The following is a 15,303-nucleotide window of genomic DNA, read 5'->3' as shown; positions in this document are numbered from 1 at the left end:
TCATTCCGGATTGATGTATATCATTTCAACAATTTGTGTTTAGGGCTACATTCATGCCCGGACAAGGTAGATTGTCTCTTTTTACCTAGAATATTATTATGTACGGATTATGATATCGAAGACTATTGAAAAAGATAAACCCTCTATTTTCTTTAAAACAACCGCCCAATTATCACATGTTGAAAAATGGGTTGAATTCATACAGGAAAATTCAAGGAATACCCAATTGACCGTAATGTTCAAACTTGGGAAATATTACCAAGGGGAAGGGGATTTAGAGGTGTTGAGACCTGGATTCAAGGATTATTGGAAGAACTTATTGGGGCCAAAGGCTCTATTCGGATTATTCTTTAATCAAGATATCGGAACTGTTTTTGTCGCCGGACCATATTCGCCGGTGTTTTTACAAGAAGTTGACGGGAAAAAACTTGGGGCAATGTCCGAGGGGATTTATGGTATTCTAAGGGGCTTGGGGCTCAATGATAATGAAACTACCCTGGCCATAACTAAATTAGCCGAGGGTAGGTTTCTTCTTTTATGTAAAACATGGGTTACAAAAGAAGATCACACAAAATATTTTAATGTTAATCCAAATAGGATCTTATAGTAAAAAGCCTTTAATCCTCGGTCCCAATCAGATTCTGCATTTTCTTTTTGGGACTGCTCAAGATCACTGCATTTTGTTGAAAGTCTTTCCAAGGGTCTTCGACTTTCATAATTCTTTTAAAAATGGATTTGATGGTAAAAGCTTGGGAGCTTTTTATTACTTGTAATTCGGCCCATGAAACCGGGAGGGCTATAGGGGCATTTTCAAAAGCACGTACTGAAAAAGGACATATAGCGGTTTGTGCATAGGAATTTCGGAGGTAATCTATAAATAATCGCCCTTGGCGTTGGTCTTTTCTCATGGCAATGGTGAAGTCTTCAGGATACTTTTCTGCCAAATAAAACGCTATTTGTTTTGTAAAGGCACGAACTTCATCAAAATTTTCAACACACATCAAAGGAACTACCACATGCACTCCTTTGGATCCCGTTAGCATAAAATAGGTTGGGAGGTTTAGGGTTTCGCCCAACAATTTTCTAAGAACCTGTGCACCATTCATTACTTGTTCAAAATCATTTCCCGAAGGGTCAAGGTCAAAAATCAATCTGTCCGGGTAGTCAAGCTTGCCCAATCTACTTAAGGTAATATGAAAACTTATAGTGCCTTGGTAGGCCAAATACGTCAGGGTGTCTTGGTCATTACAAAGAACATGGTTTACCCAACCATCTTTCTTTTTGATCTTCACGGTTTTTATCCAATCGGGAAAATAATCCGAGGCATGTTTTTGAAAGAACCCTTTTTGTGCTATGCCATCAGGGAAACGATGCAAGGTCAATGGCCGATCTATTAGGTAAGGGAGCATAAAGGGAGCTATACGTTCGTAGTATTGGATCAGCTCTCTTTTCGTAATGCCGGATTTCGGAAAGAAAACTTTGTCCTTATAGCCTGTTTCTGAAAATACCATGCTTTTAATAGTTTGGGACCGTATATTTTGATTTTTATCCTCAATTATCGACGTTAAGTAAAATCTGCTTATGTTCTAAAGAGAGCAAAAAAAGTAGGTAAAAATACCCTGTTGTGATTGTTTCGACAATGATATGTATCATTGATGTTAATTACGTTTGTAAAGACCCACAGCCTGATGCAGATCATTTTGCGACCAAGTGTAAGTTCGCATTTTTGTGGTAGCGAAAAAACACTGATTGCGATATTAAAATTAATTACCATGAATACGATTATATCAAATCCCAAAACAGAATTATTGTTGGGTGCAAGTCTTACTGTATTACATCAAGAAAGTCGAGAATGGTTGGATACTGTTGATTTTTGGAGGGATGAAGTCAAGTTTTTTGCCACAATCCTCGATAAGCGGGAAGTTAAAAAGTCGGAATATGGACGAATGTTGAACCATCTGGATAAAGTGCACGAAAACCTATTCGATTACCTGACCGAAGATATAAAAAGACATGAAAATCTATTGGCTCGTTTAGAGAGAGGGGAAAAGGGAATTTCCGATGGGGAATATAGGGAAGAGCACAGAAGATTGCATGACAGTATGGTTCTTTTCGAAAATGACATCAAAGAATTCAAAAAGATGGTCTTCGGGTATGTAAAGAAACTATGAAGTAGTGAGGTACATTACCGTTTTATACCTCAATCTCCAACCCGACCGGACAGTGATCGGAACCGAATATATCGGAATAAATCCGTACATCCTTAATTTTGTCCACCAACGAATCACTTACCAGAAAATAATCGATACGCCAACCGGTATTCCGTTCCCTTGATTTAAAACGGTAACTCCAATAGGTATAAGCAACCTCTTCCGGGTATAAATGCCTATAGGCATCTACGAACCCTGAATTGATGAAATTATCCATGCCATCGATTTCCGTTTGGGTGTATCCTGCGGTTTTATTGTAGTTGGATTTGTCGTTCTTTAAATCTATCGCCCTATGCGCCACATTGAAATCCCCACAGGCGATCACCGGTTTTTTCTTTTCTAGATTCTTAAGATAGGCCAGAAAATCGGCATCCCATTGTTTGCGATAATCCAACCGGTCTAATTTTTGGCCTGAGTTGGGAACATATACGTTCACTAAATAAAATGCTTCAAATTCCGCACATTCGATCCTGCCTTCGGTATCGTGTTCCGGGATTCCCATATTCAAGGCAAAGCTTTTTGGTTCGGTCTTGCTTATGATAGCCGTACCCGAATATCCTTTTTTCTCTGCGGAATTATAGGCTTTATTGTACCCTTCCATCGGAGATAATGCTTTCTTTACCTCATTATCTTGCGCTTTGGTTTCTTGAATACAGAGAATATCCGGATTCATTTTTTCGATAGATTCAAAAAAATCTTTTTTGACCACGGCCCGTATGCCGTTCACGTTCCAAGAGATAATGTTCATTGTCTGGGTTTTATTGATTCAAATATAAGATTTATATATCTCGGGGACCAATTCTTCGCTTATACACTTTAACGAATTCATACCAGATCACTGCTAAAAAACCAATTCCGGAACTTATGAAAACCTGGTTCAGTGTCAACGTTGAAAAATCGAAAAACCGGGTAAGGGGAGGAATTAATAATAGAAGTGAGGTTACTATAATCGTAATCGTGATAATCAAAGGAACCAGTTTATTCGTGTACTTTAAGGTGGTAAAGACGGAAAAGTAGAAAGACCGGTTTACAAGGGTCAATATAATATTAGCAGAAATCAATGTTACGAAAACCATGGTCCGGGTCGTAGCCTCGTTAAAACCGGAATGAACCGAAATCTGATAGGTGGCCAAAGTACCCACTGTGATCATTAAACCTTGAATGACACTTGTGGCCAATTCTGACCAATTAAAAAAAGTGGATGTCAGTGGTCGTGGCTTCATGATCATGGTGTTTTTTTCCATAGGTTCGTTTTCATAGATGATACTGCAGGTGGGGCCCATGATCAATTCTAAAAAGATAATATGCACTGGAGTAAAGATATTGGGGTACACCCAGCCTAAGACCAAAGGGAAAAATACGGTTAAAATTATGGGGATATGGATCGAGATGATGTACTGGATGGCTTTTTTCAAGTTAGTGTAGATTCGCCGGCCCATGGCTATGGCATCCAACATTCGGGATAGGTCATCTTCGAGTAATATGACCGAAGCGGCTTCTTTAGCGGTTTCCGTTCCCTTTTTTCCCATGGCAACACCAATATTTGCTGCCTTAAGTGCCGGTGCATCATTTACACCATCACCGGTCATGGCCACAATTTCCCCATTTGATTTAAGCGCATTGATGATTTTTAACTTGGCGTCAGGGAACATTCGGGTGAATACACGTTTTGAACTTACGGCCGTGCTAAGTTGTGACTCGTTCAAAGTCATTAGGTCCGAACCTGAAATACTTTTTTGGTAACCCTTAAAACCGATTTCCTTGGCAATGGCAGCAGTGGTCAATGCATTGTCGCCTGTAACGATCTTTACTTTTATACCAGCAGAATCAAAACCATGTAAAACCGCTTGGATATTCTTTTTCGGAGGGTCATAAAAAGCCACAAGCCCCATAAATTCAAAATTGAATTCCTGTTGTTTTTTAGGATAGGAGGTGCCGTGAAAATCAGATTTCCCCACACCCAAGATGCGATACCCTTTATTGGCCAGTGCGGTGATAGCGGAATTTATACGTTGTATATCCGTTTCTGAAATAGAGGAAACAGCAATCAAAGCTTCAGCTGCCCCTTTCGCGGCAATGATTCGATTACCTTTACTATTCTCGAAAATATGGGTCATCATGGGTGGTTTTCCCCCCAACGGATATTCGTGAACCATTTTATATGTGGGTCGAGCATCAAAGGAAAAATTTTCCCGGTAAGATGCGTGTAGGGCTATTTCCATAGCGTCGAAGGGTATGGGCTCACTGGCCCACATAGCTGTTTCTATAAGTTCTTTCTCAAAAGGATCCAAAAGGCCTTTTGCATCGGTTACTTTTTTTGAAGATAAAGCAAAGATCTTGGCCAAGGTCATTTTGTTTTCGGTAATGGTACCTGTTTTGTCCGAGCAGATTACGGTGGCACTACCTAGGGTTTCAACGGTTTTCATCTGTTTAACGATAATTCCCAGTTTCATTAATCGATACGAGCCCAAGGCCATAAAAGTGGTGAAGGCCACGGGAATTTCTTCTGGAAGAATAGACATGGCTAAGGTCAATGCCTTTAGAAGGCTGTCCAAAATATCACGGGAGTTATAAAAATTAATTCCCCATACAATGATGAAAACGATGGCACCGACAATGACCATCTTCTTAACGAAATTGTTTATTTGCCGTTCAAGAGGGGTTTTCTCCTCTTGAATACTTTCTAAGCTTTTACCTATTTTCCCCAATTGGGTTTTGTTGCCGATCGCCGTAACAGTTGCGATGGCAAGGCCGCTAGCAACGGTAGTGCCTTTATAAACAGTGTTGTCTTTGTTTTGCGGGTCTTTATAGACGGATAACGATTCCCCGGTCAGCAGGGATTCGTCCACAGAAAAATCATTGGAGTGAACAATTGTACCGTCAGCCGCAATGGTAGTACCTTCCTCGACCATTAAACTATCGCCCAATACAACATCCTCACTATTTATTTCTACGACAACCCCATTTCTGATAACGTTGCATTTGGGTTGTGTAAAAGAACGTAGTTTTTCAATGGCATTGCGACTACGCCCATCTTGGTAAAGGGAAATAGCGGCGACCAGTATGATTGCCGCAGCGAGGAAGATACCATCCCCATAATTTCCTGAAACGAAATAGATGATCGATGCAACCAGTAGTAAAAGGACCATGGGTTCTTGTACCAAACTCTTAAGGGCTTTAAGAATACCGATGTCCTTTTTTTCTTCCAAGGTGTTTTTTCCATATGCGGACCTGGCTTTATTTACTTCCTCCGAAGTCAATCCCTTTATGTCGAAATGGTCTATGGACATAGGCGTTTTTGAATAAGAAATTAAAAGTTGCAACAATTTACGAATTGCATTCGGCACTGATTCAATACACAAAGAGCAGCATCAAAATTGTTTGTTTCTAAATATGGATATGACCACATAGAATCCTAAAAGGGCCGATATAACAAACCCAATGGCACCCAAAAGTGGAACACCATTGATCAAAGGGGGCATTTGGGCCAAGACTAAAATGGAACTACCAATTGATAAGGCGGCGATGATAACTGCGAATACCAATCTATTGATAGCTTTGTTCGATGCTACCTGAAATTCCTTTAGACCCTTGTGTTCATGTATGACCACAAGTTTCCCTTCTTTGATTTTTTTTAGGATGGCATTGAGGTCCTCGGGAAGATTGTCTATAAGCGTGTTATAGTCCTTAAAACGTAGCATATTTTTTTTGACCAACCGTTTTAGACTATATTTTTTTCGGGCCAATTGGGATACGTAAGGTTTAAGGTTTTCCGTAATATTGAATTCAGGATCCAGTTTCAGTCCGACTCCCTCAATAATAATCAATGCCCTGATTAGTAAGTAAAGGTTATGGGAGAGAATAATGTTATTTCGAAATAAAACACTTTTGAATTGTGAAAGGGTCTCACCCAATTTTATATTTCTAATGGAGGTATCACTTATACTTTGTACCAGGTCGTAAAGGTCATCTTCCAATTTAGTGTAGTCCGGAATCTCGGTTTTGACCGCTATTTTTTCCAGAACAGGTATCAGTTTTTTTATGTCCTTTTGTGTAAAATAGAGTAATAGTTCTTCCAGGGCCTCCTTGTCTTTGGGCAATAGATAGCCCATCATCCCATAATCGATAAAGCAGATGCGGCCTTGTTCCGGTAGTACGAAAATATTACCGGGATGTGGGTCTGCATGAAAGAATCCGTGTTCCAATACCTGTTGCAAATAAAGGTCAACTCCTACTTGGCCAACCGATTTGCAGTCTATATTCCATTTTTTTAACGTGTCTGTTTCGGATATTTTTATGCCACTGATGAATTCCATACAGATGATACTGTCGGTCGAGTATTCACGGTACACCTTGGGAACATACATAATTCCATTGTTTTCGAAATTCTTGGCAAAGCGTTCCATATTGTCTATCTCGCGCAAGAAATGGAGCTCTTGGTGAATACTCTTTTCAAATGTGGTGATGATACGCATTGGTTGAAAGGCCTTTGCTTGGGCACTGTATTTTTCCAAGCTTTTGGCTACCTGTTTCATTACCGCAATGTCCGCATTTATGGTTTCCAGGATATTGGGCCGTTGTATTTTAAGTGCGACCAGTTTCCCGTTCAGCAACTGTGCTTTATGTACCTGTGCCAATGAAGCTGCTGCTATGGGTTCGGCCTCTATGAATATGAAATGGTCCATGCCTTTGATCTTAAGGCCATTTTCTATGGCTTCGTAGACGTCAAAATCCTTAAGTTTAGGTACATGATCTTGTAGTTTTTCGAGCTCTTTGATAAGTGCGGGCGGCAACATATCTTCCCTATTGCTGAAAATCTGTCCAAGTTTAACATAGGTAGGTCCCAGTTCCTCCAAAACCATGCGTATACGCTCATATGCGGAAAGGGATTCGGTTTTGATGGTTTTTTCGTTTCTTTTTTTGAAATATGCTTCTGGAAACATTCGTCTAATTCCGCTATTGGCCAATACTTGATCAAAGCCATATTTGGCCAATACATTAAAAAGTCTGTTATATCTTTTTAATTTACGGTTCTTTGAAAGTTTCAAGTCTTGCATTTTCTACATGTATTCAGAAAGGAACCGGAAGAATTCTTTCTTCAGGTCGGCATATTTCTGTCTCTGTTTTTCCATTTTCTCCCTAAGTTGCATATGTGTTTTTACAAGTGTTACGTTCAAAGATTCCGAATTCATTTTACTTCGATTGGCAAGCTTGGTTTCATGCTTATCTATAGTTTCCATGAAATCATCGATTACCGCTCCGTGCAATACGAATTCATTCTGAAAATGTTCCAATTGTTCTAGTATCTCATCATTGGTCCATCGGGTAACCAGTTCACTCAAACGGTTGGTAAAGGTTTTTAGTTCATCGTCCCAAAAATCCAATTCCGATTTCCAGTTTTCATGTTCAAAATGTAGATTTTCATCATACAATATTTCCTTGATCTTTTCCATTTGAAATAATTTTATATGTATATTATTGAGTTTTAAGTTTCAACCGTTTGGGAAGGGGTGGTTGGGTAATGAGGTTTCCTTTTTCCCAATAGTTCTTCCAATTCCTCTTTTTCAACAACCTCTTGTGTAAGGAGTAATTGGGCCAGTTTTTTCAATTCCGTAAGATGATCGGTCAAAAGTTTTCGGGTCCTTTCATAAGCGGTATTTATTAAATTCTGAACTTCTTTATCTATTAATTGTGCCATGTGTTCACTATAGGGTTTGCCCAACAATCGTTCATTTTGGCCAGAAGAGTCATAGAAACTTAATGGGCCTATTTCTTTATCCAGCCCATAGTATGAAACCATGGAATAAGCTTGTTTGGTAACCTTTTCAAGATCGTCCAAAGCGCCGGATGATGCTTCGTTGAATATGATTTCTTCTGCGACACGCCCACCTAATGAGGCACATATTTGATCCATAAACTGCGATTTGGTCACGATTTGCCTTTCTTCGGGCAGGTACCAAGCAGAACCCAAAGATTTACCCCTAGGGATGATGGATACTTTTACCAAAGAATCTACATGTTCAAGATACCAGCTAACAACTGCATGCCCTGCTTCATGGTGTGCTACGATTTCTTTTTCCTTGATTGAAATGATTTTGCTTTTTCGTTCCATACCACCGATTACGCGGTCGCGGGCTTCCATAAAGTCTTCTTGTTCCACTTTGTTCTTCTTCTTTCGTGCAGCGATTAGGGCAGCCTCGTTACAAATATTGGCAATGTCGGCTCCCGAGAATCCAGGACTCAATCTTGCCAATACCTCTTTATCAACATTTTTCGAAAGTTTAAGTGGGCGTAAGTGTACTCCGAAAATCTCTACGCGTTCTTCTTTGGTAGGTAGTTCCAGATAAATATGGCGATCAAACCTTCCTGGACGCAAAAGGGCCTTGTCCAATACATCGGGGCGGTTGGTAGCCGCAAGAACTATGACTCCGGTATTGGGCCCGAATCCGTCCAATTCGGTCAATAATTGGTTTAAGGTACTTTCCCTTTCATCATTGGCCTGGAAGGCGTTTACCTTGCCACGGGAACGACCTACGGCATCTATCTCGTCAATAAATATTATACTGGGCGATTTCTCCTTGGCCCTCTTGAACAGGTCACGTACCCGTGAGGCCCCAACACCTACGAACATTTCTACGAATTCTGAACCAGACATGGAGAAAAACGGTACATGTGCCTCACCGGCAACGGCTTTTGCCATTAATGTTTTTCCTGTGCCTGGAGGACCGACCAGCATAACGCCCTTGGGGATCTTGGCTCCTAGTTTGGTGTAGCGTTCAGGGTTTTTAAGAAAATCAACAACCTCCATAACTTCGGCCTTCGCCTCTTTGAGACCTGCGATATCGTTGAAGCTTACGGGACTTTTGGTGCCCTTTTCGGTAAGAACGGCCGTAGATTTCCCAAAATTGAACAACGGATTTGAGCCTTTACCGCCCCCTCCAAGTTTACCGAGCATATACATCCAAAATAGGATGATGAGCCCAAAAGGTAAAAGCCACGAAAGAATACCGAGCCAACTCCCTCGGTTTTGATATTGTACGTTAATTTTTTCTGAAGAGGTAATATCTTGTTGGGCACGGTCTAATTTGGACTCAAAGTTGTCAACAGACCCAATGGTAATACTATATTCGGGTGCTCTTGCTAATTGAAACCATTTCTCCGAAAAATCTTTGTTACGCTCGTTATTGGTATCTTCGGGAGTTAGGAATATCTCTGCATATTCCTTGTTGACCACAATGATTTTTTGGATTTTATTTTGTGTGATAAGGGAATCCTGGATAAATGCCCAACTTATTTCTTTAGTAGTGGTAGTAGGGTTGGAAAAAAAAGTAAATAGCAATAAAAAGGCCAATAAAAGAAGGTATAACCAATTGAAACCAGATCCCCCGGAGGGTGGTTTTTGAATCTTATCTTCTTTAAGGCCTTTTTTATCCTCTGTATTAGAAGGTTGCTTCATTTTCCTCAAGTATTCCGAATTGTTTTAGGGCATCCATGGCTTCACATCCATAAACCACTGATGGTCCGCCGCCCATAAGAACGGCTACACCGATAGTTTCCATGATTTCCTCAGATTTTGCCCCAGCTTGTAAAGAGTCATGTACATGGCAGGCAATACAACCTTCACAACGTACGGTTATGGCAATGCCCAAGGCTATCAATTCCTTGGTTTTTGAAGAAAGGGCACCATCGGCAATACTGGCATGGTGTAAATCTGAAAAGCCTTTCATGGTATCGGGTATTTCAATGCCCAATTCTTTCATTTTTTCGTTTAAATCGTTGAATTTTTTTGAATAATCCTGTAACATTTTCTTAGAATTTAGATTATAATTGGTTTTTAGAATACATTCTATCATTTTGGGAATATCAAAGCTAAATGACCTAGATATGAATTCGAATGATTTAGATCATGCCCATACGAAATTAGTGGGGTTAAAGTCATGTTTTCTAAGCTTTTGGCATGGTGAGCCCATGATGTAGATCATTGGCAAAAAGAAGTGGGCTATGTAGCTTTGGTTTAAACCAAAACATAGCATTACATTGAAAACTATCCTATACGTTACCGATTATTCGACCAATTCAGTGGCTGCCTTAAAATATGCCTATAATATGTCGATTCATATGGGAACCCGTTTAGTGGTTGCCCATGTTTTCGATTACCCTACCGTACTTGGTACAGAGGGGTTGGATGAACCTTTTCCCCATCTAGAGGAAAATGCCCATAAGATGCACCGTTCCAAGTTAGAGGCATTTTGTGAAGAGCATTTGGGAAGAGGGTACGAAAAACCAAATGTACAATTAGAGCCCGTAGAAAGTAATTCAGTGATTAAAGGGATTATGGCCGTAGCTTCTGAATGGCATGCCTATTTGATCGTAATGGGAATGAAAGGCGGAAGTGCCTTTCGGGAAATACTTATGGGAAGTACCACAAAACAACTGATAGAGAAGGCCCCTTGTCCAGTACTTTCCATTCCCGCAGGAACAAGTTATAGGTTGCCCAAAACTATTGTTTATGCAACGGCTTATGAAGAGGAGGATGTATATGCGATACGTAAGCTTGCCGAAATGGCCGAACGGTTTAAGGCCGAAATCAAGGTGGTCCATATTGCAGCAAAAGCAGAGAGCAAAGGTGAAACACAGATGGAGTGGTTCAAGGAAATGCTACAGGAGAAAGTGACATACGGGGATATGGATTTTGAAGTCCTTTATTCCGAGAATATTTTTGAATCCCTTAGAATTTACCTCGGAAAAACCAATGCCGATTTGGTGGTGATGCTAGAGAGGGAAAAGGTAGGTTTTGTTAAAAAATGGTTCGGTCAGGACTTGGTTAAAAAAATGGAATCTTATGGTAAGGTACCTCTATTGAGTATGAGGGGAAGCAACCATCAACTATTTTATTTTAAAAAAGCATTGTAAAATTCATCACCATGTCTAAAAGGGTTTATAGTATTTTGATCATTGTGGCTTTAGGGTTGGGATTTTATCTTTACGGTATTAGGGAAACACAGACCAATGTGTTTTTGATTATTTCCTCTGGGTTGATTTTTACTTTTTTAAGTATGGGAATCCACGGTTTGATCGCACATTCACTTAACCCGAAAGTTAAAGGTGGAATTATTTTGTATCCGCTTTTAATGGGGGTACTTTGGGCATTCCTGTTCTTCTTGTTCGTGTTTTTCATATTGCCCATATTTTGTCCGGACTTTATGCTGGGCTAGGAATGTAAAATGGTTTTCTGTTAAGATTATCATATTTCCACTTTTTTTTTCACAAGAATGACGTAGGTCATTTTCATGGATAACCTGCTATGTTATATTGTTTTTGAACCCTAAAAACATATCAATGAAAGCTTTGGCAAATATCAAAAACCTAAAATGTGAGAAAGGTAAAAACACAATCTTAAGAAATCTTAGTAGGATAATGGACATCTGTGTTATCGATATAGATGTAGAAAATGGGATGTTGAATTTTCTATATATAGATTCCATGGGATTGAACAATGTAAAACAAGAAATGGCCCGTATAGGGTTCCCTATTCAATCCTTTACTGCACCGACTTCACCTCCTTTGAGGAGCGAGCAAGATTCTATGTACACCACGGCGTTTTAAAGAACTAGCTACTTTGCGGAAATACCATAAATGGGACTTCTGTATTGAATACGATCTTGCGAATTACCGGTTCGCTCAATAATTTATGTAGGAAACCGTGTTTTGTCTTTAGTAAGGCCACCATATCCATTTTTGAATGCTCTTTTTCGAACCTGACCAAAGAGGATGTAACAGAGACATCCATTTGAACCTCATGGAAAACCGTTTTTATTTCCTTCAAGATGTTTATTAGCACTTCTTTGTTCAGTTTTTGGTCTTCATCGAGTTCTTTCTTCGAGTATATATGGATAATGGATACTGTAGCATTCCATAGTTTCGCCATTTTTATTAAGGGAGATAATTCCTCAGGGATAAAGCGATGTCTAAAATTGTTCGCAAAAGCTATTTGTTTTGGCGTGGTATTATCAAAATCTAAAGGAATGGCTATGATCGGGCAGGCGTGTACCTGTTTAATGGCCCTAACGGTATTACTTCCCATGAAAACATTCATAAGGGAAGTTGAACCTTTGGTGCCCATAAAAATATAATCAATGGCGTTGTCGATCGCAGTAACGTTCAAGGCGTTCACAACGGAGTCGACCATAAAAACAGATTTAAAACGGTGTTTCGGATGCTGTTCGTTTATACGCATGTTCTCGACCAATTGCTCCAGTTCCTTTTCCAGGTCGGTTCGGCTTTTAGGGGCCGATGGGGCATCATGATAGGCATGCAGCACGTAAAATGTACATTCTTCCTTTTTGAATAACTGAAACGCATAGTCAATCGCCTTTTGGGCATTGGCAGAGAAGTCGGTGGGAAGTAGGATTTTCAACATCTATCAATCTATTTATTCATCAAAATTAATGGGAATGCCATTCAATTTACATGATGTATGTCAGGTTCAATAAGACCGATTGTTTTTGGCCATGCACTTTGGTGTTCGGTATAGTATAAGATCTAGTCCAATAAACCAAATAATGTAAAGGACGAATGTGATTTTTTGGATAACCGGTAGCCAAGAAATATATCTGCCGGACTCATAAATGTAGTAGTTCGTAAGAAAGACAAAAAGACAAATTAGGCCTAGAAAGAAAATTTTGCCGTAACCCGCCTTAAAAAGTTCGATTAAAGTTGAGGTAAAGGCAATAACACCAAAAAAACCGGCTATTCTAACAATGGTATCATGGCTGCCCAAGGCCAAGAAAAATATCGTGGCTAAGGCCAATAGGCCAGATACCTTCATTACTCGTAGGTTCGGGCTTTTTCTTATGAACAACGCAGGTAGACGAATCCATAATGTGAATAAACCAAGACATAAAGCCAATAAGGCTGATATAGCATAGGGTCTAGCTGAATTTTCTTCGCCATTTATAGCTTGGCTATCCAATAGATCACATAAGTAATTATGCCATATGCTAAAACTTTCATGATCGGGTGAACTCCAATTGCCACCAGGGTAATTTAATGTAGCCAGAACATAACAGATGACGAAAACGCCAATCCCTATCAAAGGGGTCAGTGCCGGTATACCGATCTTTGTTTTATGATTGGTTTTTTGGTTCATTTTTTCACATAAAAAAAGACTGGTATATCGAAACACGCCAGTCCTTTTCTGATATCACTTTATTTTTGGCCGATAGCCTAACTGAAACATAATACATGTCCTTGGGGTTTTAACCCAAGATTTTCAAGTGACATCACTCTATAGCTGCTAAGACATCACTACTTAGCGGTCTTAATGATTAGTGTCAAAGAGAAAAAAACAGGTAAACATTATGTTTACCTGTTCTTCCATAGAGAACTTGAATTCATCAATACTGTTCTTCAACCTGTTAAATCACTTTATCGCTAAAATGGCCTAAGCGATTGTCAACAGCTCAATTTCATTCTCATCCCTACTATGACCATCTTTATCTTACGATATTGATGATCGTTTTTTTAAAAGAATCCGGAATACCCAAATATCCCGGATTCCTTGAAGATGTTTTTTTGTATCGATTTTTTCCTAACACTGACCTTTACTGAAATTTAAACCTAAATCTTTTCATGGTTCTAATAGTCTATCGCTACGCAAAAAACTCTTCTTTTATGTTGGATTTTCGTATCCCCACGACCCAAAAACCCAAATTTTATTTTCAATGAACTTATTCTTTGACAAAAGTAAACTGTTCAATTACGTTTTGAAATGATCTGTATCAGTTTGATACTTTTTTTTAAGGAAAAAGAACCGGAACACCTAAATGCCCCGGTTCCTCAGAAGATGCTTTCTTATTTGATCTACACTTACACTGACCCTCTTTAAAATTTATTTCTAAACCCCTATTAGGATTCAAATGGTCTATCAAATGTTTTGCCTCTCCTTTTTTTTAAGGGTCTTAAATTCCCCCCGAAAAAGACCCGATTTCCTTGTCAATGAACTAACTCTCTTTTAAACTTGGGGCTAAAGTAAAGTATATGTAACGTACTGGAAATGACCTAGGTCAGTTTGGAGGTTTTTATTCTTTTTTAACAGAATGGTGTTTTACCCATTCAAAGAGTCGGTCCGCATCTTTTTTGGTACAGAGTTGTGTTCCAGGGTGCAAAGTGGCGGCCGTACCACAGGCTACACCATATTTAATGGCCTCGCTTAGCGGTTTTCCCAAAGTAAGGTAAAGTACCATGCCCGCGACCATACTGTCTCCTGCCCCAATTGTGCTTTTTTGTAGTACTGTTGGTGCGGGTATATGTTCAAAACTATCCTTATGGGCCCAAAAAGCCCCTTTGGCACCTAAAGATACCACGAGGATCTTACATTGGAATGTTTTCAGGAATTTTTTGGCAAGGGTTTCAAGTTCCGTGGCAGCTATAGAGGTGATGCCCATAATGGTACTAAGTTCCCCCAAATTGGGTTTCATTAAATATATGTTCGATCGCATACTGGGAAGCAAGGCGGTACCAGAGGTGTCCAGAATGAATTTCGCATTTTTCCTGTCAGTGATTTTAGATATTTCAACATAAAAATCGGGAGCCACATCTTGGGGTAGTTTACCACTAACGATCATAAAATCATCAGTAGCCAAAGTTTCTTCCAAATAGGTGAGTACCTCTTGTAATTCTTCTTCTTTGACTTTTGGGCCGGGAACCCCGAACCTATATTGTAATTGGGTGTTGGTGTCGGTAACGGATAAGTTTTCGCGTGTCCAACCTTCAATAGGTATAACCTTTTGTGCCATATGTTCCTCGGTAACCAATTGTTGTAAATGGGTGCCTGGTGGTCCGCCCGCCAAGTACATGCAAAGCGACTGGCCACCAAGTTTTTTCAAGGCGCGGGAAACATTGATGCCACCTCCACCTGCATAATAGTTGGGGGTGGCACAACGGAGTTTTTTATTGGGTACTATACCGGCGACATGGGTGTCCTTGTCAACAACAGGATTCATCGTCAAGGTGATGGTCTTTTGCATTTGATATAAATTTTAATGTCATTTTTTTATATGAGGATGATAGGGTTAAAAGTTCCTGGGCATGA

Annotated in this window: 15 protein-coding genes; 5 read left to right on the top strand and 10 right to left on the bottom strand. The window is 39.7% G+C overall.

The window, feature by feature from the left end:
• The first annotated feature begins 109 nt into the window (after positions 1-109).
• Positions 110-607: a hypothetical protein gene (locus GJ691_RS05150; protein ID WP_154364458.1), complete on the top strand. Its 498-nt coding sequence runs from the start codon at positions 110-112 to the stop codon at positions 605-607.
• Positions 608-617: 10 nt separating this feature from the next.
• Here the strand turns inward: GJ691_RS05150 and ligD are convergent, their stop codons facing one another.
• Positions 618-1,511, bottom strand: a complete 894-nt coding sequence (ligD, locus tag GJ691_RS05145; RefSeq protein WP_154364457.1) for a non-homologous end-joining DNA ligase — start codon at positions 1,509-1,511, stop codon at positions 618-620.
• Between the two features lie 261 nt (positions 1,512-1,772).
• On the opposite strand from ligD, the gene GJ691_RS05140 reads away from it, so the two are divergent.
• Complete coding sequence (locus GJ691_RS05140; protein ID WP_154364455.1) at positions 1,773-2,171, top strand: hypothetical protein; 399 nt, start codon at positions 1,773-1,775, stop codon at positions 2,169-2,171.
• A 22-nt stretch (positions 2,172-2,193) separates the two neighbouring features.
• On the opposite strand, the gene GJ691_RS05135 is transcribed toward GJ691_RS05140, so the two are convergent.
• The 6 genes from GJ691_RS05135 to GJ691_RS05110 form a co-directional block, all read right to left on the bottom strand.
• Positions 2,194-2,958 carry an exodeoxyribonuclease III gene (locus GJ691_RS05135; protein ID WP_154364453.1) on the bottom strand — a complete coding sequence of 255 codons (765 nt, stop codon included), beginning with the start codon at positions 2,956-2,958 and terminating at the stop codon, positions 2,194-2,196.
• Between the two features lie 31 nt (positions 2,959-2,989).
• Positions 2,990-5,500, bottom strand: coding sequence for a cation-translocating P-type ATPase (locus GJ691_RS05130; protein ID WP_154364451.1), 2,511 nt, complete (start codon positions 5,498-5,500; stop codon positions 2,990-2,992).
• 81 nt (positions 5,501-5,581) lie between these two features.
• Complete coding sequence (locus tag GJ691_RS05125) at positions 5,582-7,267, bottom strand: ABC1 kinase family protein (RefSeq protein WP_154364449.1); 1,686 nt, start codon at positions 7,265-7,267, stop codon at positions 5,582-5,584.
• Between the two features lie 3 nt (positions 7,268-7,270).
• The gene (locus GJ691_RS05120; RefSeq protein ID WP_154364447.1) at positions 7,271-7,663 is read right to left on the bottom strand and encodes a hypothetical protein; all 393 of its coding nucleotides are present in this window, start codon (positions 7,661-7,663) and stop codon (positions 7,271-7,273) included.
• Between the two features lie 32 nt (positions 7,664-7,695).
• Positions 7,696-9,666 (bottom strand): ATP-dependent zinc metalloprotease FtsH, encoded by a 1,971-nt coding sequence (gene ftsH, locus GJ691_RS05115; RefSeq protein ID WP_154364445.1) that lies wholly within the window; start codon positions 9,664-9,666, stop codon positions 7,696-7,698.
• Positions 9,650-10,015: a carboxymuconolactone decarboxylase family protein gene (locus GJ691_RS05110; protein ID WP_154364443.1), complete on the bottom strand. Its 366-nt coding sequence runs from the start codon at positions 10,013-10,015 to the stop codon at positions 9,650-9,652. The genes ftsH and GJ691_RS05110 overlap by 17 nt, the downstream gene beginning before the upstream one ends.
• Positions 10,016-10,247: 232 nt before the next feature.
• Between GJ691_RS05110 and GJ691_RS05105 the strand changes: the two genes are divergently transcribed.
• The 3 genes from GJ691_RS05105 (at position 10,248) to GJ691_RS05095 (ending at position 11,816) form a co-directional block, all read left to right on the top strand.
• Positions 10,248-11,123: a universal stress protein gene (locus GJ691_RS05105; protein ID WP_154364441.1), complete on the top strand. Its 876-nt coding sequence runs from the start codon at positions 10,248-10,250 to the stop codon at positions 11,121-11,123.
• An 11-nt stretch (positions 11,124-11,134) separates the two neighbouring features.
• Positions 11,135-11,425, top strand: coding sequence for a hypothetical protein (locus tag GJ691_RS05100; RefSeq protein WP_154364439.1), 291 nt, complete (start codon positions 11,135-11,137; stop codon positions 11,423-11,425).
• A gap of 124 nt (positions 11,426-11,549) precedes the next feature.
• Positions 11,550-11,816, top strand: a complete 267-nt coding sequence (locus GJ691_RS05095; protein ID WP_154364437.1) for a hypothetical protein — start codon at positions 11,550-11,552, stop codon at positions 11,814-11,816.
• Between the two features lie 4 nt (positions 11,817-11,820).
• On the opposite strand, the gene GJ691_RS05090 is transcribed toward GJ691_RS05095, so the two are convergent.
• From GJ691_RS05090 to GJ691_RS05080, 3 genes are all read right to left on the bottom strand, one after another.
• Positions 11,821-12,630 carry a universal stress protein gene (locus GJ691_RS05090; RefSeq protein WP_154364434.1) on the bottom strand — a complete coding sequence of 270 codons (810 nt, stop codon included), beginning with the start codon at positions 12,628-12,630 and terminating at the stop codon, positions 11,821-11,823.
• Between the two features lie 66 nt (positions 12,631-12,696).
• Positions 12,697-13,359, bottom strand: coding sequence for a hypothetical protein (locus tag GJ691_RS05085; RefSeq protein ID WP_154364433.1), 663 nt, complete (start codon positions 13,357-13,359; stop codon positions 12,697-12,699).
• 931 nt (positions 13,360-14,290) lie between these two features.
• Complete coding sequence (locus GJ691_RS05080; protein ID WP_154364430.1) at positions 14,291-15,238, bottom strand: 1-phosphofructokinase family hexose kinase; 948 nt, start codon at positions 15,236-15,238, stop codon at positions 14,291-14,293.
• Positions 15,239-15,303: the final 65 nt, after the last annotated feature.

Source organism: Maribacter luteus, assembly GCF_009674825.1.
In the GTDB taxonomy this organism is placed as follows: domain Bacteria; phylum Bacteroidota; class Bacteroidia; order Flavobacteriales; family Flavobacteriaceae; genus Maribacter_A; species Maribacter_A luteus.
Note: the sequence above shows the minus strand (reverse complement) of the source record. Positions and strands in the feature narration are given on the sequence as shown.

What these genes read in the sequence shown, in the direction of transcription:
- GJ691_RS05150 (WP_154364458.1), top strand. Translation starts at nt 110, where the DNA reads ATGATATCGAAGACTATTGAAAAAGATAAACCCTCTATTTTCTTTAAA.
- ligD (WP_154364457.1), bottom strand. Translation starts at nt 1,511, where the DNA reads ATGGTATTTTCAGAAACAGGCTATAAGGACAAAGTTTTCTTTCCGAAA.
- GJ691_RS05140 (WP_154364455.1), top strand. Translation starts at nt 1,773, where the DNA reads ATGAATACGATTATATCAAATCCCAAAACAGAATTATTGTTGGGTGCA.
- GJ691_RS05135 (WP_154364453.1), bottom strand. Translation starts at nt 2,958, where the DNA reads ATGAACATTATCTCTTGGAACGTGAACGGCATACGGGCCGTGGTCAAA.
- GJ691_RS05130 (WP_154364451.1), bottom strand. Translation starts at nt 5,500, where the DNA reads ATGTCCATAGACCATTTCGACATAAAGGGATTGACTTCGGAGGAAGTA.
- GJ691_RS05125 (WP_154364449.1), bottom strand. Translation starts at nt 7,267, where the DNA reads ATGCAAGACTTGAAACTTTCAAAGAACCGTAAATTAAAAAGATATAAC.
- GJ691_RS05120 (WP_154364447.1), bottom strand. Translation starts at nt 7,663, where the DNA reads ATGGAAAAGATCAAGGAAATATTGTATGATGAAAATCTACATTTTGAA.
- ftsH (WP_154364445.1), bottom strand. Translation starts at nt 9,666, where the DNA reads ATGAAGCAACCTTCTAATACAGAGGATAAAAAAGGCCTTAAAGAAGAT.
- GJ691_RS05110 (WP_154364443.1), bottom strand. Translation starts at nt 10,015, where the DNA reads ATGTTACAGGATTATTCAAAAAAATTCAACGATTTAAACGAAAAAATG.
- GJ691_RS05100 (WP_154364439.1), top strand. Translation starts at nt 11,135, where the DNA reads ATGTCTAAAAGGGTTTATAGTATTTTGATCATTGTGGCTTTAGGGTTG.
- GJ691_RS05095 (WP_154364437.1), top strand. Translation starts at nt 11,550, where the DNA reads ATGAAAGCTTTGGCAAATATCAAAAACCTAAAATGTGAGAAAGGTAAA.
- GJ691_RS05090 (WP_154364434.1), bottom strand. Translation starts at nt 12,630, where the DNA reads ATGTTGAAAATCCTACTTCCCACCGACTTCTCTGCCAATGCCCAAAAG.
- GJ691_RS05085 (WP_154364433.1), bottom strand. Translation starts at nt 13,359, where the DNA reads ATGAACCAAAAAACCAATCATAAAACAAAGATCGGTATACCGGCACTG.
- GJ691_RS05080 (WP_154364430.1), bottom strand. Translation starts at nt 15,238, where the DNA reads ATGCAAAAGACCATCACCTTGACGATGAATCCTGTTGTTGACAAGGAC.